Origin of the sequence: Chitinophaga deserti, assembly GCF_003149455.1 — a bacterium.
Lineage (GTDB): Bacteria > Bacteroidota > Bacteroidia > Chitinophagales > Chitinophagaceae > Chitinophaga > Chitinophaga deserti.
Window position 1 is genome coordinate 74,908 of the sequence record NZ_QFFK01000013.1, and the last position, 16,776, is coordinate 91,683.

General features: G+C 52.0%; 12 protein-coding genes. 2 read left to right on the top strand and 10 right to left on the bottom strand.

All coding sequences use genetic code 11. The annotated features are described in order from the left end of the window. From DEV76_RS23725 to DEV76_RS23735, 3 genes are all read right to left on the bottom strand, one after another. Positions 1–660, bottom strand: a complete 660-nt coding sequence (locus tag DEV76_RS23725; protein WP_109700438.1) for a cyclic nucleotide-binding domain-containing protein — start codon at positions 658–660, stop codon at positions 1–3. Positions 661–734: 74 nt separating this feature from the next. Beyond that, a complete protein-coding gene (locus DEV76_RS23730; protein ID WP_109700439.1) occupies positions 735–1,418 on the bottom strand; it encodes a Crp/Fnr family transcriptional regulator in 684 nt (227 codons plus the stop codon). 307 nt (positions 1,419–1,725) lie between these two features. Next, positions 1,726–1,932 (bottom strand): hypothetical protein, encoded by a 207-nt coding sequence (locus tag DEV76_RS23735; protein WP_109700440.1) that lies wholly within the window; start codon positions 1,930–1,932, stop codon positions 1,726–1,728. Between the two features lie 255 nt (positions 1,933–2,187). On the opposite strand from DEV76_RS23735, the gene DEV76_RS23740 reads away from it, so the two are divergent. Continuing rightward, a complete protein-coding gene (locus DEV76_RS23740) occupies positions 2,188–2,901 on the top strand; it encodes a hypothetical protein (RefSeq protein WP_157963076.1) in 714 nt (237 codons plus the stop codon). 36 nt (positions 2,902–2,937) lie between these two features. Next, the gene (locus tag DEV76_RS23745; protein ID WP_109700442.1) at positions 2,938–3,144 is read left to right on the top strand and encodes a hypothetical protein; all 207 of its coding nucleotides are present in this window, start codon (positions 2,938–2,940) and stop codon (positions 3,142–3,144) included. Positions 3,145–3,186: 42 nt separating this feature from the next. Here DEV76_RS23745 and DEV76_RS23750 read toward each other — a convergent pair whose 3' ends face one another. The 7 genes from DEV76_RS23750 to DEV76_RS23780 form a co-directional block, all read right to left on the bottom strand. Further along, complete coding sequence (locus tag DEV76_RS23750) at positions 3,187–3,807, bottom strand: P-loop NTPase family protein (RefSeq protein ID WP_109700443.1); 621 nt, start codon at positions 3,805–3,807, stop codon at positions 3,187–3,189. Further along, on the bottom strand, positions 3,791–4,462 hold the full coding sequence (locus tag DEV76_RS23755; RefSeq protein ID WP_109700444.1) for a hypothetical protein: 672 nt from the start codon (positions 4,460–4,462) through the stop codon (positions 3,791–3,793). The genes DEV76_RS23750 and DEV76_RS23755 overlap by 17 nt, the downstream gene beginning before the upstream one ends. A gap of 447 nt (positions 4,463–4,909) precedes the next feature. Continuing rightward, positions 4,910–6,721, bottom strand: a complete 1,812-nt coding sequence (locus tag DEV76_RS23760; protein ID WP_109700445.1) for a glycoside hydrolase family 71/99 protein — start codon at positions 6,719–6,721, stop codon at positions 4,910–4,912. 20 nt (positions 6,722–6,741) lie between these two features. Next, positions 6,742–8,499 carry a RagB/SusD family nutrient uptake outer membrane protein gene (locus tag DEV76_RS23765; protein ID WP_109700446.1) on the bottom strand — a complete coding sequence of 586 codons (1,758 nt, stop codon included), beginning with the start codon at positions 8,497–8,499 and terminating at the stop codon, positions 6,742–6,744. Between the two features lie 33 nt (positions 8,500–8,532). Beyond that, on the bottom strand, positions 8,533–11,640 hold the full coding sequence (locus tag DEV76_RS23770) for a SusC/RagA family TonB-linked outer membrane protein (protein ID WP_109700447.1): 3,108 nt from the start codon (positions 11,638–11,640) through the stop codon (positions 8,533–8,535). A gap of 36 nt (positions 11,641–11,676) precedes the next feature. Beyond that, a complete protein-coding gene (locus DEV76_RS23775) occupies positions 11,677–13,572 on the bottom strand; it encodes a RagB/SusD family nutrient uptake outer membrane protein (RefSeq protein WP_109700448.1) in 1,896 nt (631 codons plus the stop codon). Between the two features lie 19 nt (positions 13,573–13,591). After that, a complete protein-coding gene (locus tag DEV76_RS23780; RefSeq protein WP_198652198.1) occupies positions 13,592–16,765 on the bottom strand; it encodes a SusC/RagA family TonB-linked outer membrane protein in 3,174 nt (1,057 codons plus the stop codon). Positions 16,766–16,776 lie beyond the last annotated feature (11 nt).

Below are 16,776 nucleotides of genomic sequence, written 5' to 3' on the forward strand. Positions count from 1 at the left end.
TTAATTGTGATCACTACCGATCAGTTTATTCAGATTGCGAAGCTGTGTGACAACTTTTTTATCAACCCTCAGATACTTAGCCAACTCCTCATCAGGCAAGCTGATGATCAGTTCAGGGTTCTCCTCATAAATGTATTGATATCGATTTATGGGAGGCAAATCCCAATAATACGACTGGTCCCTCTGAATCAGCAAATTCTCATTTAGTTCTTCATCCACTATTTCCTCAAAACTCTCATAGGAACCAATTAATATCTCCCTTTTATCATTGGGTAACATGATACAATCAGACAATTCCAAAGCTACCACCTGATAGTTGTATTGCATTTTCATGTAAAAGCTCCTCTCCATTACACTACAATTCGTCCTACCCATAAACCACATAACCCGCTCCTTCACCCCTGAATTTTCTTTGGCTGCAATAAGACCTCTGACAGCTACGATACTATGCTGATTTCCCTTCTCATAGCTATAAATTTCAGCCCCCTTCTTAAAACGGACCACCTCGCAACACTTCCGAAAGTCTGCAAAAAATGCATCTGACAATTCCGGACAATGCTTACGGTACTCAAATGCTATTTTATCAAACATTTGCTGTTGCACTTTCGTGGGGGTTATTGACGCCTCTCCATTTTCGATAAGATGTTTCCAAAAACTCATTATGATTGATTTTTAGGGTAAATAAATGCTCCGATTCAATTGTACATTATCTATATAAAATCCTGCTATTACACTCATCCAAATAATTTAAAAATGCTGATGACACTCATTAATTTATTCCTGAAGATCAAGCCTTTACTGCGGCTTAATGTAGACTTATTAACTCCCAGATAAGAGGCCAGCATTGCATCAGAAACCCGGTTTATAAATTTTGGACTCTCCTTAAACAACATTTTACACCGGCCAACTGCGGAATCCGACAGCAAGGTAATCCTCTCATCCCACAGTACATGGTACTTCTCCGTCATCAACCGGCCAACTACATTAAATTCAATATACTTGTCGTAAATAAATTGCAGATCATCATTGTGCAGTGCAATACAATCCATATCCTCCATGACTACGAGGCGGCCTTCGCTCGGCTCTTGCGTATAAAAGCTTTTCACTGATATAACCACATCCCCTTCTGCCATAAACCAACATGTTTGCTCCTTACGCTCTCTCTTCAAAATCAAACGTACTAATCCCGTTGCTGCAAAAAGGACATGCGTGCACACCTCGCCATGGTTCACAATAACTGCATCTTTCTTAAACCGTACAAACTCACACCGCTTCCATAATTCTTTTACCACCTTTTCAGAAAGCTTCGGGTACAACCTCCGGAACTCCACAATCATTGCATTAAACATTGCCAAAGCCATCTCATCAGGTAACTCATGCACCATACCAAGGCCGGCTAAGTGACTCCATGATCTCATTTTGTAATTGATTTAGGGTTAGCTGGTTAACTAAGGGAATACTTATGGCTAAAATGGGAGCGTATAATTTGCTTTCCATAACGCAAATGATAATGGAATGTTCATAATGTGAAGTAAATTTTCATAAATACAAACTCGTTAGTATTATAACCAGCTTACCCAGGCAATCACCGACTCCAAAATGCACGCTAAAGGCCGTTGAAGGCAGTGTAGAGGCAGTCTACCCCTAGTGTAAAGACAGTCTAAAGGCAGTGAAAGGGCAGTCCGAAGACTGTAACGAGGCAGTCAAAAGGCAGGAATCGCCAACTTACATCTCAAAAAATTGCCTGATTTCATCTTCCGTTATTCCTGCAAACCTGCAAAACTCAGCCACGGTAACATACTGCTCTTCTTCCTTCTTCAGTTTACCCCTTAGTCTTACCATCAACCTCCGGGCAGTACGTGACGATGTACCCAGGATGCGCTGAATATCTGCAGTAGACACAACTCTTCTTAGTAGTGAATTCTTACTCATTTTGATAAGTTTTAAGCGGCCAAAAGTGATCAAAACGGCCAATTGCGGCCATAACGGCCATCTCATTTTTTTTGTTTTTCCACTCCTCCTACTTTCGGTTTGTAATTACGAAAACACCACGCTGATCACGTGAAAAGCTTTACTGGCACGGCTTGATAGTGCCAATTACAAACTTTTTAAAAAATCAATTTTATGTCTAAAAAACAAACTGGAAATCAAACAGGGATATTCCAACTGACAGGGGAAACCCAGAAAATGATGATCTACAGAAAGAAGAACGGGGAATACGCAGTCAAGAAAAAAAGCCCCGCTGTTGTCGACAGGTTTGCGAATGATCCGAATTTTGAGCAGGTACGGCTGAATGCGCTCGACTTTGCCAAAGCCGGAAAAGCAAGCATGCTCATCAAAAGAGCCTTCCATCAGATGACACCTCAGCGGGCGAATACAGACCTTTTCCCCAGGCTTACAAAGCTGTGCAAGGCTATCATGAAAACCGACATGCTGCATGAAAGAGGGCAACGCAACCTGCTGGATGGCGACACCAACCTCTTTGTGCCTTTCGACTTTACAGAAGACGGACGCTTCAGCAACAATGTGCAGGTTTCGTTTACCCATTCGGTAAACAGGGTGGCAGGCAACGCGAACATCGAATTGCCGGAGTTCATTCCCACGGAATTGATCATCGCCCCTCCCAAAGCCACACATTGCAGGTTGAAAATGGGTGTTGCGGTGCTGAACTTTGAAACGGTGAAACACACCTTTTCCTTCAGTGATTCTGCTGACATCCTGCTGGATGCAACTCCGGCAGCGCCGCAAACGCTGACGGTACCCATTCCCGCAAACTCGGCAGACCCTGTATTCATAGCGCTGTCTATCGAATTCACGGAGGAAGAAAACGGCGTCTTCTACCCCATCAACAACGGTAAATTCAAGCTGATGCAGCTGGTAGCGGTGGATGTTCCGGTTTAATGGTATCATTTTTTTCACCTTTTAAAATTTCGAAAAATGGAACTTTTTCATCGCCTCTCAGCCCCTACTCCCCCTTTCTTCCAGAAAGTGCGGAACATTGGGCTGCTGCTCACGGCAATAGTTTCTGCCCTGTTCGGTTTACCGGTAGAACTTCCCCAATGCATCAGCGAAATCGCTGGCGGGATTGGTATCGCCGGCACTGTAATGGCAACGTTGGGCCAGTCTGCCATCAAAAATGAGTAGTTCATGGCTTCCTGTAAGCTCCCGGTCTTGTACCGGGAGCTTTCACCTACGCTTATCCGGACTATCCTTACTAAAATGTATCAGGTTGAACATGGACCGCATCAGGCTACGCACAGCCTTTCCGTATTGCTTTTCAAGAGACACTGCATCCATCCTGGTTGTAACATGGGTAAGTATCAGTTGCGAAGCGGCCATTTCTCCCCGGGAGATCAGGATTTCAGCCAGCACATTACACGGCGGGCCATAGTGGCACATCGGGCGTTCAACTCCCAGGTTATCGAAGCAGTATACTACCGGATGGCGGGTTACAGGGTGAAAAGACTGATCTCCATACTTCCGGATGATGACATGACCCTTATCTGCATAATCCAGCGCAATCTGACCGGCATTCACGATACAGGGAACAAAATCACCACCGCTCATGGCAGTAAAAATCTGCATTAAAGCAGTTTTACCGCATCCTATCGGTCCGCTCAGCATCAGTCCTTTCCCGAGCCTAATACCCTCCGTTCTGGCCATCTCAACATCCTGAAAGAAGTAAGTAATCATCTTCCTTACAACCGGCTCATCAACCTTATGGATCTTGTAGGAGCTACCGAAGATGATTTTACCCTGCTCTTCCACCAGTCTGAGCATTTCGGGATAATCACAGAGGGGTTCCATAGTTCTGAGAAGTTGGGTAATCATCATTCCGTTTATTAGGGAATTTGACATTTAGCATCCACTTATCTGCAGCGGCTTTCCAATTGGTGATGGGTACTTTACCATTCTGCAACCAGCCATTGGCCTCGTAATGAGCGAAGAACTTTTTAGCTTCTGATTCAGGATAACTCATGGAAGTGAAAAAAGCAGCAACGGCGAGTGCCGTGGGAGTACTTATTTCTTTATTTATTTGTATTTCTGTTTGTATTTGTTTTATATGGGTCGGTTTCGGTTCGAAATCGGCAACATTTCGATCACATTTCTCATCCATTTCGTCCATTTCATCGCGAATTGTGTTCAATACACCTTCGAAACAGGGAAATCCCATAATCGAGATCATGGTAAAATCTCCCGGGTTTTCAGGTTTAAAGTGTCTGATATAGCCCCATTCTTCCAATTCATGGAGGCTTTTCCTGAAACACGTTTTGGTGCCAATTTTGCTGGCCTGCATGATTAATTTCAGGTTGATACGGAAAGGATTTTGAAAGTGAAAATCGTTCCACCACCGGAAAAGCGTAAGGTACAAGCTAATGTGAGAAGGGCGCAGATCGTTATCGAGATCAGACTGCACAAAAAAGTCAAGCAGATGACGGATGAAGTTGGGGGTACTTTTCATAAGAGTATTTAGATTTAAAGATTAATCAGATGGATATGGCAATAAGGCGCCCAATACGTAATCCGTGAAAGGATACATAGCAACTCAGGGCTAATCAGTAAAACGAATTGTAAAATTTAAGAAGGCGTCATTAAACAGGGTATTTAGTAAAACAATCTTCTGACAACTGCCGAACCTATAAGAAACATGCTTGCGCTTTTGTCTAGTACATATGTGCTATCGATGGACAAATTTAGGGAGATGAAGTATTCAACGCGTTAGCCCTCAACAATCAATGCGAAATGCAACGGCATGTGGAAGAAAGTGGTACCATGCCAATTTTTCATCTTACTGATAATGAAATATTTAGAAGATATTTTTTAATATGAAAAAACTTTACTTACCACATACAAAAATCCCCTTACCACCCGGTACATCCAGGCAGTAAGGGGTTGTTTATGCTAAAATTTAACGATGCACGTACCTGTAACGGAAACGCGCATTCGGTGCAGCATCTCCCTTATCCAGCCAGCCTATGGCTCCGGCGCTCAGCGGGAAATTATCAGCCCACTTCACCTGCAGCGTGTAAGCTGCTCCTTTAATACCCAGCATCTTCTTCGGAATAGCAATTTCCATTTCGCTGCCCTGCTGCCGGCATTGTAATTTGCCTTTATCGGTCCACACATTGCCACCACCTGATTGCTTCAGTATGGCGGATGTAGCATCCTGTGCAGCAGGCTCTGCGATAAACTGGAAGCCCTCCCATTGCGGGCCCTGCTGCCCTTCCACCTCGATAAACAGACGCATCCAGTCGGGATCGGTACGGGCGGTCATATCCTGCGCGGTTTTTACGTAGAAGTATACATTGTCTGCATCGGCGGCTACCGCTCCGGCTACGATATCATTGCGGCCGGTTGTGTTCGTATACGATTGTATGCGGCCCCATCCGGGATGGTTGCGGTGCTGTATATCACCTTTATCGTCGGTAAAGCGGGTTCTGATATTCGTCCAGTCAGCAAAGGTGCCATCTACACGGATCTTATCTTTCCGGGAGGCTTCCTGTGGCTGGCGGGCGCCTTTAAACTGTCGGATGAAACCGGCCAGCTGGTAATAGTAGTGATCTGCAGTTACCGCATTGGCGGGTTCTGCATCGCGACTGAACTCTGCGTTGTAGAGATCCACGAAAAAGCTTTCGCCTTCTTTGGCTTTTTTGCCCAGGAAGTCCTGCCCGGCGCTGCCGGCGGCGAAGCGCATGGCTACCCACTCGTTCCATCCGGTTACGAAAACGAATTCCGGATCTACTTCGAGTGCGCGCTTCCACTGTTCGTTGAAATACAGTCCGCGTTCGGTGGAGTGCTTTTCCGGCTGCTTTCCGTCATGAAAACTGCGGCCAATGTTGGATACAGGATGCTCGGCTACGGATACGCTGATCTGCTCCGGTTTGTCTTTGGATTCATGCCAGCCGTAGTTCTGCGGCGTATGATCGAGCCAGGTCCATTTGTCTTTCCCGTCACCGAACCACTTCTGCCCTTTGCTCCAGGCCCACGACTGGCGAATGGAAAAGAACGCGCTGATCTCCGGCGTTACCGCTTCCGGCGGGCACAGCAGCAGCGGCTTCCCTTTCCAGTAAAACCACAGGTCTTTGAAGAGGCCTTTACTATAGATCTCGTTATACAGGTTGGCTACGGTAGATTTGGGGCCACTATTCACGATGAACGCGATGGAGGGCGCCGCCTCTCCTTCTGCCCGCAGCTTGCGGTAGGTTTCCGCTACTTTTTTAACGATGGGCAAATAAATAGGGCCATTGGTTACATCGAAAATGATCACGTCGATACCTGCATCCATAAGCATCTGCGCATGTTTGCGGATCACCCATTCATCATCAGGGAGGTAATACCCGAAGTAAGGCTCACCCCAGTGATGGAATGCGTGCAACGGCCCGTATTTGGGATTGTCCGGCTTGGCTTTCAGCAGCTGCGTGATATCGTACGGACTCACCGAATCTGCCGGTGTTTTCACCACCACGCCGCCGCCGGGGCCGCCGGCAACATGCCGGTCGTAGCCATGGGCGCCCTGCCAGATGAAGTAGAAGATGCCCACATATTTACCATCCCGCGGGGCGGGATAAGTGCCGGGAGAAATGCTTCGGCCCAGTCCGTCTGTAGCCGCCCATTCATCGGCCCTGTGCGGCGGAACTGCCACCGGGGTGGTTTGCTTTTGTGCGAAAACCGCCTGCGCGGCCAGGATGGCGGTGCAGGCGGTAAGGGTAATCTTATTCATGTGCTATATGCATGGTTTCGTTATTCGTTCCATCCCGGATTCTGCCAGTTTACACCGGTGAGCTCACGGATCTTGTCGGCCTCATTCTGATCGATGGGATACATGAGGAAGCGGTCGGTATTCGAAGAGCGGTCTTCGAACCGGAAGCGCTGGTAAGATAATACGCCGTTGTTATTGGTGATGCGCATGCCGGTTACAAATTTATCGGTTTCAGCAAGCGTTTTCCAGCGGCGCACATCAAAGAAGCGGTGCTCTTCAAAGGCCAGTTCCACGGCGCGCTCGTTGCGGTATTTCTTGTCGAATGTTTCCTTCGACATACCAGTGGGAAAGGCAGGCATGCCTACCCTTGCCCTTACTGCGTTCACCGCTTCGCGGGCCGTCATGCTGAACGTACCTACAGTCACTTTCACATCGGGCCCAACGGCCTGGTTGGCTGCTTCTGCGAAGTTGAGATATAACTCTGCCAGGTGGATGAGGCGAACCGACCCGTCGGCATTACCATTCTGTTTCGATTTCCAGTTATTGAACTTGCGTACGTAATAACCGGTGCGGGTAAAGCGGCGGTTATCGGGATTGATGCCTTCGGCTCCGCCTACGAATGTTTCCACTTTTTTACCGGCAGGCGCGTCCAGGTTGCGTACCGCACCATTGTAGTAGATGGAGGCATAGAAGCGCGGATCGCGGCCGGTATAAGGGTTCTGCGGATCGTATCCTGAAGCAGGATTGATGATGGGCGTTAAACGGTCGGCATCGCTATAACCCAGGATGGGTGCTTCGCCGTTGGCCATTTCATACCGGTCTACCATTTCCTGTGTGGGATTGGGGCCTGATTTGGACATGCTTGGCGTACTGGGCAGCCCGGCATTCTGCCACATGGCCATCTGCCCGCCGGTGTGCAGGATAGTTTCCTTGTCGCGGGTACGCATATCGTTGGAAGTGATGAAATGGTACAGGGCATAACCGTTCTGCGCAATGGCAGCATCGGGTACTTCGTTGAACAGGGTGTACCCGTTGGCAAGGCATTGGCCCAGCGCTTCACCGGTGGCCGTAGCTACCTGCTGCCAGGTGTAGGAACCATCGTTCCAGAGCGGACTGGCGGCATACAACATAGCCTGCGACCGTACGGCATACGCCACCGCACGGGTCATGATGCCGTACTGATTCTCGTAAATATCCCAGTTGAAGCCCGGCCGGCCCACAGGCACCATCAGTGCCGAATCGCATTCTTTGATAATGAACGCCACCACTTCGGAGAACTTAGCCCGGCGGTCCTTCGAGAAATCGTACCCGATGGGCAGCGGTTTATCGAAGATGGGAACACCGCCGTAGCGTTTGATGAGCTGGAAGTAGTACAGTCCGCGCAGGGTATGTGCCTGTGCCACCCAGGAGTTACGCTCTTCCGGAGATGCCACGATATTGGCATCGCGGATACCGTTGAGGAATACATTGGTTTTGCGGATGCCTTCGAACAGGCGCTGCCATGGCTGCCCGTCTGACGACTGCCCCGCGTAGCTGGAGGCAGTTACATCTCCCGCATACCAGGCACGGTAGCGGGAATTGGCGGTGAGGTCGTCACAATCCTGCGCCTCGTCGGTAAAAGACGAGCGGTCTACATGCGGACCGGGCACAAAGCCATAGCAGGAATTGAGGTAACCGCGCGTGTAATCATAATCGTTAAAAACTTCTCCCAGCGTGATGCGGCCGTCCTGCGGCAGATCGAGCTGCTTGTTACAGGCCAGTGCGGCGGCAGCGAGGAGGAAGGGGAATATCTTTTTCATGTCGTTATTTTTAACACGTCATCGATGCTGTGATTAGAATTGCAGCTGAACGCCTGCATTGAATACCCTGTATACCGGGAAAGCTCCGTATCCACCACTTTCAGGCCCGAAGTCGGACGTGGGCAGCTTATCCCACGTGAGCAGGTTCTGTCCGCTGAGCAGCACACGCAGCCTTTGCGCCGCGAGCTTTTTAGATACCGATTCCGGCAGCGTCCACATCAGCTCCACGTTTTTCAGGCGCAGATACGAACGGTCGTAGAAATAGAAGGTATTGGTTTCATGATTGACCGTTTTGATCATAGACAGTGCGGGATGCGAGATGGGCTCACCCGCAGCATAGCGCTCGGCCGTCCAGGCATTGCGGTGGATGGAGCCGTATACCCCGTCGAACTCCGTTTCCCGGACGCCCATACCGGAGTATGAAGTGGCGTACTTCGCGGTGCCCTGGAACAGGAAGTTCAGTTCCAGTGTACGAAACTTCACCCCGCCGTTGATGGCGTACTGCTGCCGCGGTGTGCTGCCGTAGCCCATGGGCGCTTTGTCTTTCTGATCGATGATCTTATCGCCGTTGAGGTCGGTATATTTAAGATCGCCGGGGCGCGGGGTACCAAAGGAATAGGTAAGCCCGCTCCGGGTGATCTCTTCCTGCGAGTTGAAATAGCCGTTGCCGTTTGAATTGTCTACCACATATCCGAACTCTGTACCCAGAGAATACCCTTCTTCCCAGTTGCGGTAGGCATAATCCGCCGCACGCTTCGCTTCATTCCAGCTCACGATGGTGTTCTTATGCTGCGCGAACCATCCGCCGATATTCAGGCCCCAGTCGCGGTTGAGCTGCCTGCTGAAAGAAGCGGAAATTTCAAATCCTTTGTTCCTGAACACTCCCATATTGGTACGGGGATAGTTACCCAGCGGAATGCCCTGGTACTGCGGGATCTTATTCACTGCCCCCACCACCATATTGGTCATTTCTTCATTAAATACATCGGCCGTGATGTGGATGGCATTGAACAAGCCCAGATCGATGCCGCCGTTGCGCTTCGTGGATACTTCCGCACGGATGCCGGGGTTACCTACCAGGTTTTCTGTGATATTGTATTGCAGGTAACCAAGGGGGCCGCCACCGCCGAAGGTAACGTTGTCGAGGTAAGCGAAGCGGGAAAGTCCGGTACGGTCGTTCGCGGTTTTACCCCAGGAGCCACGCAGTTTGAGTAGGCTGAGCCAGCTCGCTCCTTCCATCCACCGCTCCCCTGTTACCAGCCATGCGGCAGATACAGCGGGCGTGGTAGTAAAGCGTACATCACGGGCGTATTGCTCGGAGCCGGAACGGCCCAGATCGAACTGCAGGAAGTATTTACCACCGTAGCTGTAAGCCACTTCCCCGCCGAGGCTCAGGCGGTTGTAGGGCAACATGCCGGGTGCGCCATTGTCTGCCGTAGTGAGGTTCTGGAAGTAGCCGAATGCAGTAGCGCCTATGTGATGCTTCCCGAAATCGCGGCTGTAATCCAGCTGGCTGTGATAGGTAAGGTTATAATAGTAGCTGTGCGTTTTACCGTAACTGAGCGGGGTATTGGTTTCACCGCCTTTCTTCACGAAAGCCAGCGTATCCCGCCGGTCGGTACGCATGTAGCGTTCATAGTTTTGGGTAGTGGAAAGACTGCCCACTGAATTTGTCTGATAAGCAAAAGTGCCCGTCAGCGATAACCCTTTTGTGAGCCACGACAGATCGGCCTCCACGCCTACCTGCGAGTTGATGTTCACCACCGTGTGGCGGTAATAGCCCGATCGGTTGAGCATTCCGTAAGTGGGAGATCCTACCTTTTCAGTGGTCACCACCTGATCGCCTGCATTCGTTTTGCCGGAAGAACCAGTAATGAGGGGCGTAAGCGGGCCGTATGTAGTAGACGGCATCTGGAACAGGCTGGAATACACGGTGGAATTGCCTGAACCCGGCGTACGCTCGCGTTTGATATTGCCGCTGAGCCGGAGGAAAGCTTTGATGTATTTGTGCAGGTTCATATCCAGGTTAGAGCGGTAGTTGGCCCAGATATTATTCGCATCCGACTTGTACTTGTCGGTATCGATATTCCATTGCCCACCCTGATGCATGACGTTGAGGTTGGAGAAAAACTGCACGCGGTCGTTACCTCCGTTCAGGCTTACGTTCACCCGCTCCATCCGCGCGAAATCGCGCATATAGCGGTCGTACCAGTTATTTTCCGGATACAGGTTGCGGTCGGAACCCGTGCGGAAGCCCTCCATCTGCGCTTCGTTGAAGATGGCGAAATCACCACGGCCGTCGTTCTTAGCCGCCTGATTGCGCATGGAGGCGTATTCGTAGGAGTTGTACCAGGTGGGGCGGGTGGTTACTTCCTGAACGGACTGATCCAGCCGTACATCCACTTTTAACGGTCCCTTTCCACCACGCTTCGTTGTTACCACGATGATGCCGTTGGCACCCTGTATGCCGTACAGCGCCTGCGCCGCCGCGTCTTTCAGTACCGACACGGATTCGATTTCGGAAGCGGTGATATATTCCAGTGTTTGCTGGCTGTTGTAGGAAACGAGGGTACCATCCATGATCACCAGCGGGCCCTGCTTGCGGGCGGATGACTGGCCGCGGATAAACATATCCGTAGCAGCGCGCGACAGTTCGGAACTGGCTTCGTGGGTAAACAATCCCGGCAGGCGACCTGCGAACGACATGCTGAGGTTGGCTACAGGCGCACGCTCCAGCTCCTCGCCGGACACGGTGGCCACTGCGCCGGTGAGCGCACGTCTGGTAGTGGAAGTGTAACCGAGGTATACGGGCTCATCGAGGTGATGAACATCTTTCTTTAAAACGATATCAGTTGCTGCGCCGGGCTGCAGGGTATCGCGGCGGTAACCGCGCATCCAGGCGGTAAGTGGCAACTGATCATTTTCGACGGTCAGTTGGTACTGGCCGTTAGTGCCGGTAGAGGTACCATTGCGCCCATCCATGGTTTGAACGGCAACACCGGCAAGCGGACGGCCCTGCGCGTCGGTGATACGGCCGGAGCGGACGGTCCCGTTAGCCTGCTGAGCAGCGGCAGGGATCGCAGCGCAGGCGAATATTGCAGCGAGCGCCAGAGCGAATGTATGTTGAAGTTTTTGTTGCATTTGGATTCGTATTTCAGTCAGAAAACTATCCCGCGCTTACCAGCCGGGGTTTTGCCATATTTGCCCGGTGATGGAGCGGAGGCGGTTGGCCTCGTCCAGTGGCAGGGGCAGGTAGAGGAACTTCGCCGTGTAGTTCTTACGTTCCACTTCCCGCACGGGGCGGCGCTTGTAGGTATAAGTTCCATCGGCGTTGCGGGTGATCTCCATGGCGGTAACCCATTTATCGGTTTTGGAGAGATCGCCTCCCGGGGCCGTCCAGCGGCGCACGTCGAAATAGCGGTTTTCTTCCAGCGCCATCTCTACCCTGCGCTCGTTGCGAATGCGGGTGATGAGCACCGCTTTGGGAAGACCGGCAGGCAGATTGGGCATACCCGCACGGGCGCGGATCTCATTTACCGCCGTCCATGCTTCATCCAGTTTACCCGCCTCTGCGGCAGCTTCCGCGAAGTTCAGCACCATTTCCCCGAGGCGGTACCATTTGTGGCCCGGACCAGCCACACCGTTATCATCGCCGGAAGTAGGGTAAAGGAACTTGCGTTCGTAATACCCTGTGCGGGTAGCACTTCTTCTCGCAGCATGAATGCCTGTGAAAGGCTCACCCACATAAGTGGTGATGATACGGGTACGGTTGCCGATGCCAGCAGGAAAGTTTTCAGGAGACTCGGGCGTTTCCGCAAAACCCCAGCGTGCCTTGCGTTTGGAACCATTGTAGTAAATGGTGGCGTAGAAACGGGGATCGCGGTTGGCGTATGGATCTGCCGGGTTGTACAACGTATTGTCGGGATTGTAGTTGGGCTGGGTATGCTTTTCGTCGAGGTAAGGATTTTCCGGGTTCAGCACGGGTTTACCGTCGGAGGTTTCATAAGCATCCACCAGCTCCTGCGTGGGACAGGTACCGGATTTATACCCGTTCTGCGCCCCTACTCCATCTACGTGAAAGATATTGCCCGTGTTGCTGCGGTGCTGGTAAATGGTTTCCTTATCGATCGGGTTATCACCATACTTCATGGCCTGCGTGAAATATTCGTTGTACAGGGCGGTATGCGGGTTGAGGTTTGGCCCCAGGTGCGCATCGGGCACGAGGTAAAGATGCGGCAGGTTTACTTTGTTATATAGTTCATAACCATTGGCGCGCAGGGTGGCCAGGGCCTGTTTCGTGACGTTGTAGGCTTCTTCCCAATGATCCTGCCCTTTGTTGTACAGCGGGCTGGCGGCAAAGAGCATCATGCGGCTTTTGATGGCGGCGGCCATGGCTTTGGTAAAGCGGCCATTCTCCGCATCTACGGTAATGCGCCAGGGCAGCTCGTTGGTAGCCAGTGCCACATCGCAATCTTCCATGATGAACTTCACCACTTCGTAATAGGAAGCCTTTTTCAGGTTAGAAAAATCGTCGGTGAACTTGTGCGGCACTTTTTCGATGGGTACAGACGGGCCGTACCACAGCAACAGCTCGGTGTAATAAAACGCGCGGAGCAGATGGGCTTCTCCTTTCCAGCGGCTGCGTTGGAGGGGATCGGTTACCGTGGCCGTATCGATGCGGCTGATGAACAGGTTGAGGTTACCGATGGAGTTCCAGTAACGGTTCCAGTAGTTGCCGTTGTTCTGGTCGATGGAGGCGGGATTATCGAGCGGGTGCGCACCTGGTGCGGCATCGCCATTATACATCCTCCCGGAAATGAGCGTAGGCTCGGCTTCGGCATCGGTATCCCAGGAGTCATCGCTGAGGTTTACGGGGCCGCGTGAGGTGAAGAAGTAGCCCAGTCCTTTGCTGGGTACGTTGCCGTAGCAGGAATTGAGGAAGGCCGCTACTTTATCGTTGTCGGCAAATATCTCGTCCATGGCCAGCTTTCCATCCGGCGCCATATCCAGCGCCTTATTACATGAAACGGCCGCCACGGCGCACATCAGTATAAAGGCATATATCGATTTCATGTTAAACTGGTTTGAATGATCAGAAGGAGGTGTTGAAACCGACGCTAAACGTACGGGTGATCGGGTAGCCGATCGCGTTATTCGCCTCCGGGTCCAGGTGCGTCATCACAAAGTTTTTAGACCAGGTGAAGAGGTTCTGTCCGCCTACATACACCCGTGCGGTGCGCAACCCGATGGGGCTGATCCATGATTTCGGGATATTAACGGCCACTTCCGCATTCTTCAGGCGGGTAAAGGCCCTGTTGGTGATGAAGAAATCGTTGGCGGTGAAGTTGGTATTAGACTTGGTGCTGAGGGCGGGATAAGTGATGCGCTCCCCTGCCGCGTAGCGCTCCGGCGTCCAGGCATTGTGGTGCAGGTCGAAGAATGTGCCCTGTTTGATGATCTCATACACGCCATTATCTGCATACCTTCCCGTGTATTTACCTACACCCTGGAAGAACACGGTTACATCGATCATTTTCCAGGTAGCGGAGAAGGTAGCGCCCCAGGTGAAGCCGGGGATGTGGGTGTAGCGCAGCGGCTGCATATCCTTATCGTTCACAACACCATCGCCGTTGAGGTCTTTATAGATGAAATCGCCCACACGCGGGCTGCCGAAGCCATAGGATGTTTTGGACAGGTAAGCGTCCAGCTCCTGTTGCGAATTGAAGAAACCGTTGCCATTGCTGCGGTCGATTTCATAGCCCCAGTGCTGCCCCAGCGGATAGCCCGTGCGGCGAAGACGGTAGGCATAGGACTCATCGTTGATGGCTTCGTCGATGAAGCGCACTTCGTTTTTATTGGTGCCGTAGTTACCGCGGAACTGAACGAACCAGTCGCGGTTGAGCTGACGGTGATATTCCAGTTCGATCTCGAAACCTTTATTATAGATCTCCCCGAGGTTCACTTTCGGGATATTGCCCAAAGGCACGCCCTGGATGGCGGGGATGGTACCGCGGGTGATGAGGATCTTGCTGCGGTCTTCGGTATAATAATCGAAGGTGATGGTGAGGTCGCTGAAAAGCTGGAGGTCGATGCCCACGTTCTGCTTCAGTGCTTCTTCCCAGGTGATTTCAGGATTGCCCAGGAGGCCCTGGCTTACGCCCTGGCCGAGGCCAAGACTTCCCAGCGGACCGCCACCCATGGAAATATTGCTTTGGTACAGGAAGCGCGCGCCGCCCATTTTATCGTTCCCTACTTTACCATACGAGCCGCGCAGCTTCAGGTTGGTGACGATATTATTGCCCTTCAGGAACGCCTCGTTGCTCACCACCCAGCCCAGAGATGCAGCGGGGAAGAAACCGAAGCGTTTGCTGGGAGCAAACTGTTCGGAACCATTGTAGCCTGCGTTCAGCTCAGCGAAGTAACGGTTATCGTAGCCATAGGTAGCCCTTGCTGCCACACCGATCACGTTGAAGGGGATTTCCCCTCCGGTAGATTCCCAGTAATCGCGCTGCGCCAGCACCATACCGGTTACATCGTGCTTACGGGCAAACTGGCGGGCGTAATTGATGCGCCCCTGCATGTTGATATTGTAGCGTGAATCCGCACCTTTAACGAGGGAAAGACGGTTCTGTCCGGTGCGCTTCACGGAATAGATCATCTCATCTGTAGCATAGTTCACCTGCGCCAGGTAGAGCGGTTCCAGCTTGCTGCCCTGCATGGCAGTGGTACCGCGGGAGTCGAACGAGATCATGCCACGCATGCTCAGCCCCGGTGTGATCAGCTTGCCGAGATCCCATTCCAGTCCGAGGGAGCTGTTGAGATTGGAACGCACCTCGTTGCGGTAGCCCTGGCGGTTCATCACTTCGAAAGCGGAACGGTCGAGGTAACCGGGGTCGATGATAGCGCCTTCCGGAACACCGAAGCCCGGGAGCGCGGTGGGGCCGGGAGTGATGGGGATGATCGTTTGCGCCTGATACATCAGGTCGGAGATCATCCAGTCTGTACTGCTGTTGGGATAAACGTTTGCGGAAGGCATGTTCACCCGCTCTATATAGCTGCCGATATTCAGGAAGCTTTTGAGGGAATTGGTGATCTTATAATCGAGGTTCGAGCGGAAGCTCCAGCGGTCCATTTTTGCCGATGGGTCATAACCCAGCTTCGACTTTGGTTCCACGTTGAGGTTACCGCCCTGATGCAGATAGTTGGCGTTGGCAAAATAGCTCACCTTTTCCGTACCGCCGCGGATGCCGAGGTTCACGCGTGTTTGCGGCGCAAACCGTTTGATCAGCTCGCGGTAATAATCGTGATCGGGATACATATACCTGCGCACGGCGGCCTTTGCTTCATAATCAGGATCGTTGGGATCAAGGCCTGCGAGCGGGTTCTCGTATTTGGCGATTACGTTTTCCGGGAAAGGCGCTTCGGTAATACCGTCGTTCTTCGATGCCTCGTTGCGCAGGCGCATGTAATCGATAGAATGGAGGCGCGACGGTTCATGTGTAAATGATGCCCAGCTCTGGTCTACATTGAGGTTCAGCTCTGCTTTACCGGGTTGTCCGCGTTTGGTGGTGATGAGGATCACCCCGTTGGCCCCCCTCACCCCGAACGCCGCCGTTGCCGATGCATCTTTCAGAATGGTGATGGTGGCTACCTCGTTGGGGTCGATGGTGCGGATGTTATCGCGCGGAACATCGTCGATGAGGATGAGCGGGCTGGCGCCGTTGGTGGTAGCTACGCCACGGAGGTACAGGGTAGCATCGTCGCGGCCGGGCTGGCCGCCGGCAGACTGGATGGATGTAAGGCCGGGAAGCTTTCCTGCAAGGGCTACGGCTAAGCTGGCGGAAGTGGTCATCCGGAGGTCTTCGGAACCGATAGAGGATACGGCGCCCGTAACGGATAACTTCTTCTGCTGGCCGTAGCCTACTACTACCACTTCATTGAGACTTTCGTTGGTAGCGGAAAGGCGGACGTTCAGGGTGGTTCTGCCACCTGTTGCCAGCTGCTGCTGCCGGTAGCCGATGAGGCTGAAAACCAGTACGGCATCGGCCGGCACCTGCAGGGTATACCGCCCCAGGGGGTCGGTTTGTGTACCGGCGCTGCCATTGAGCACCCGTACTATTACCCCGGGCAGCGGCGTAACGCTGGCAGAATCGGCCACCGTTCCCGTGACGGTTATTTTGTTTTGCGACCGGGCCGGTAAGGCAAAAAGCATTACCGCCAGGAACATGGAGCATGTTACCCGGAATCGAGTATTCAGTTTCATCATGACGTGGACAA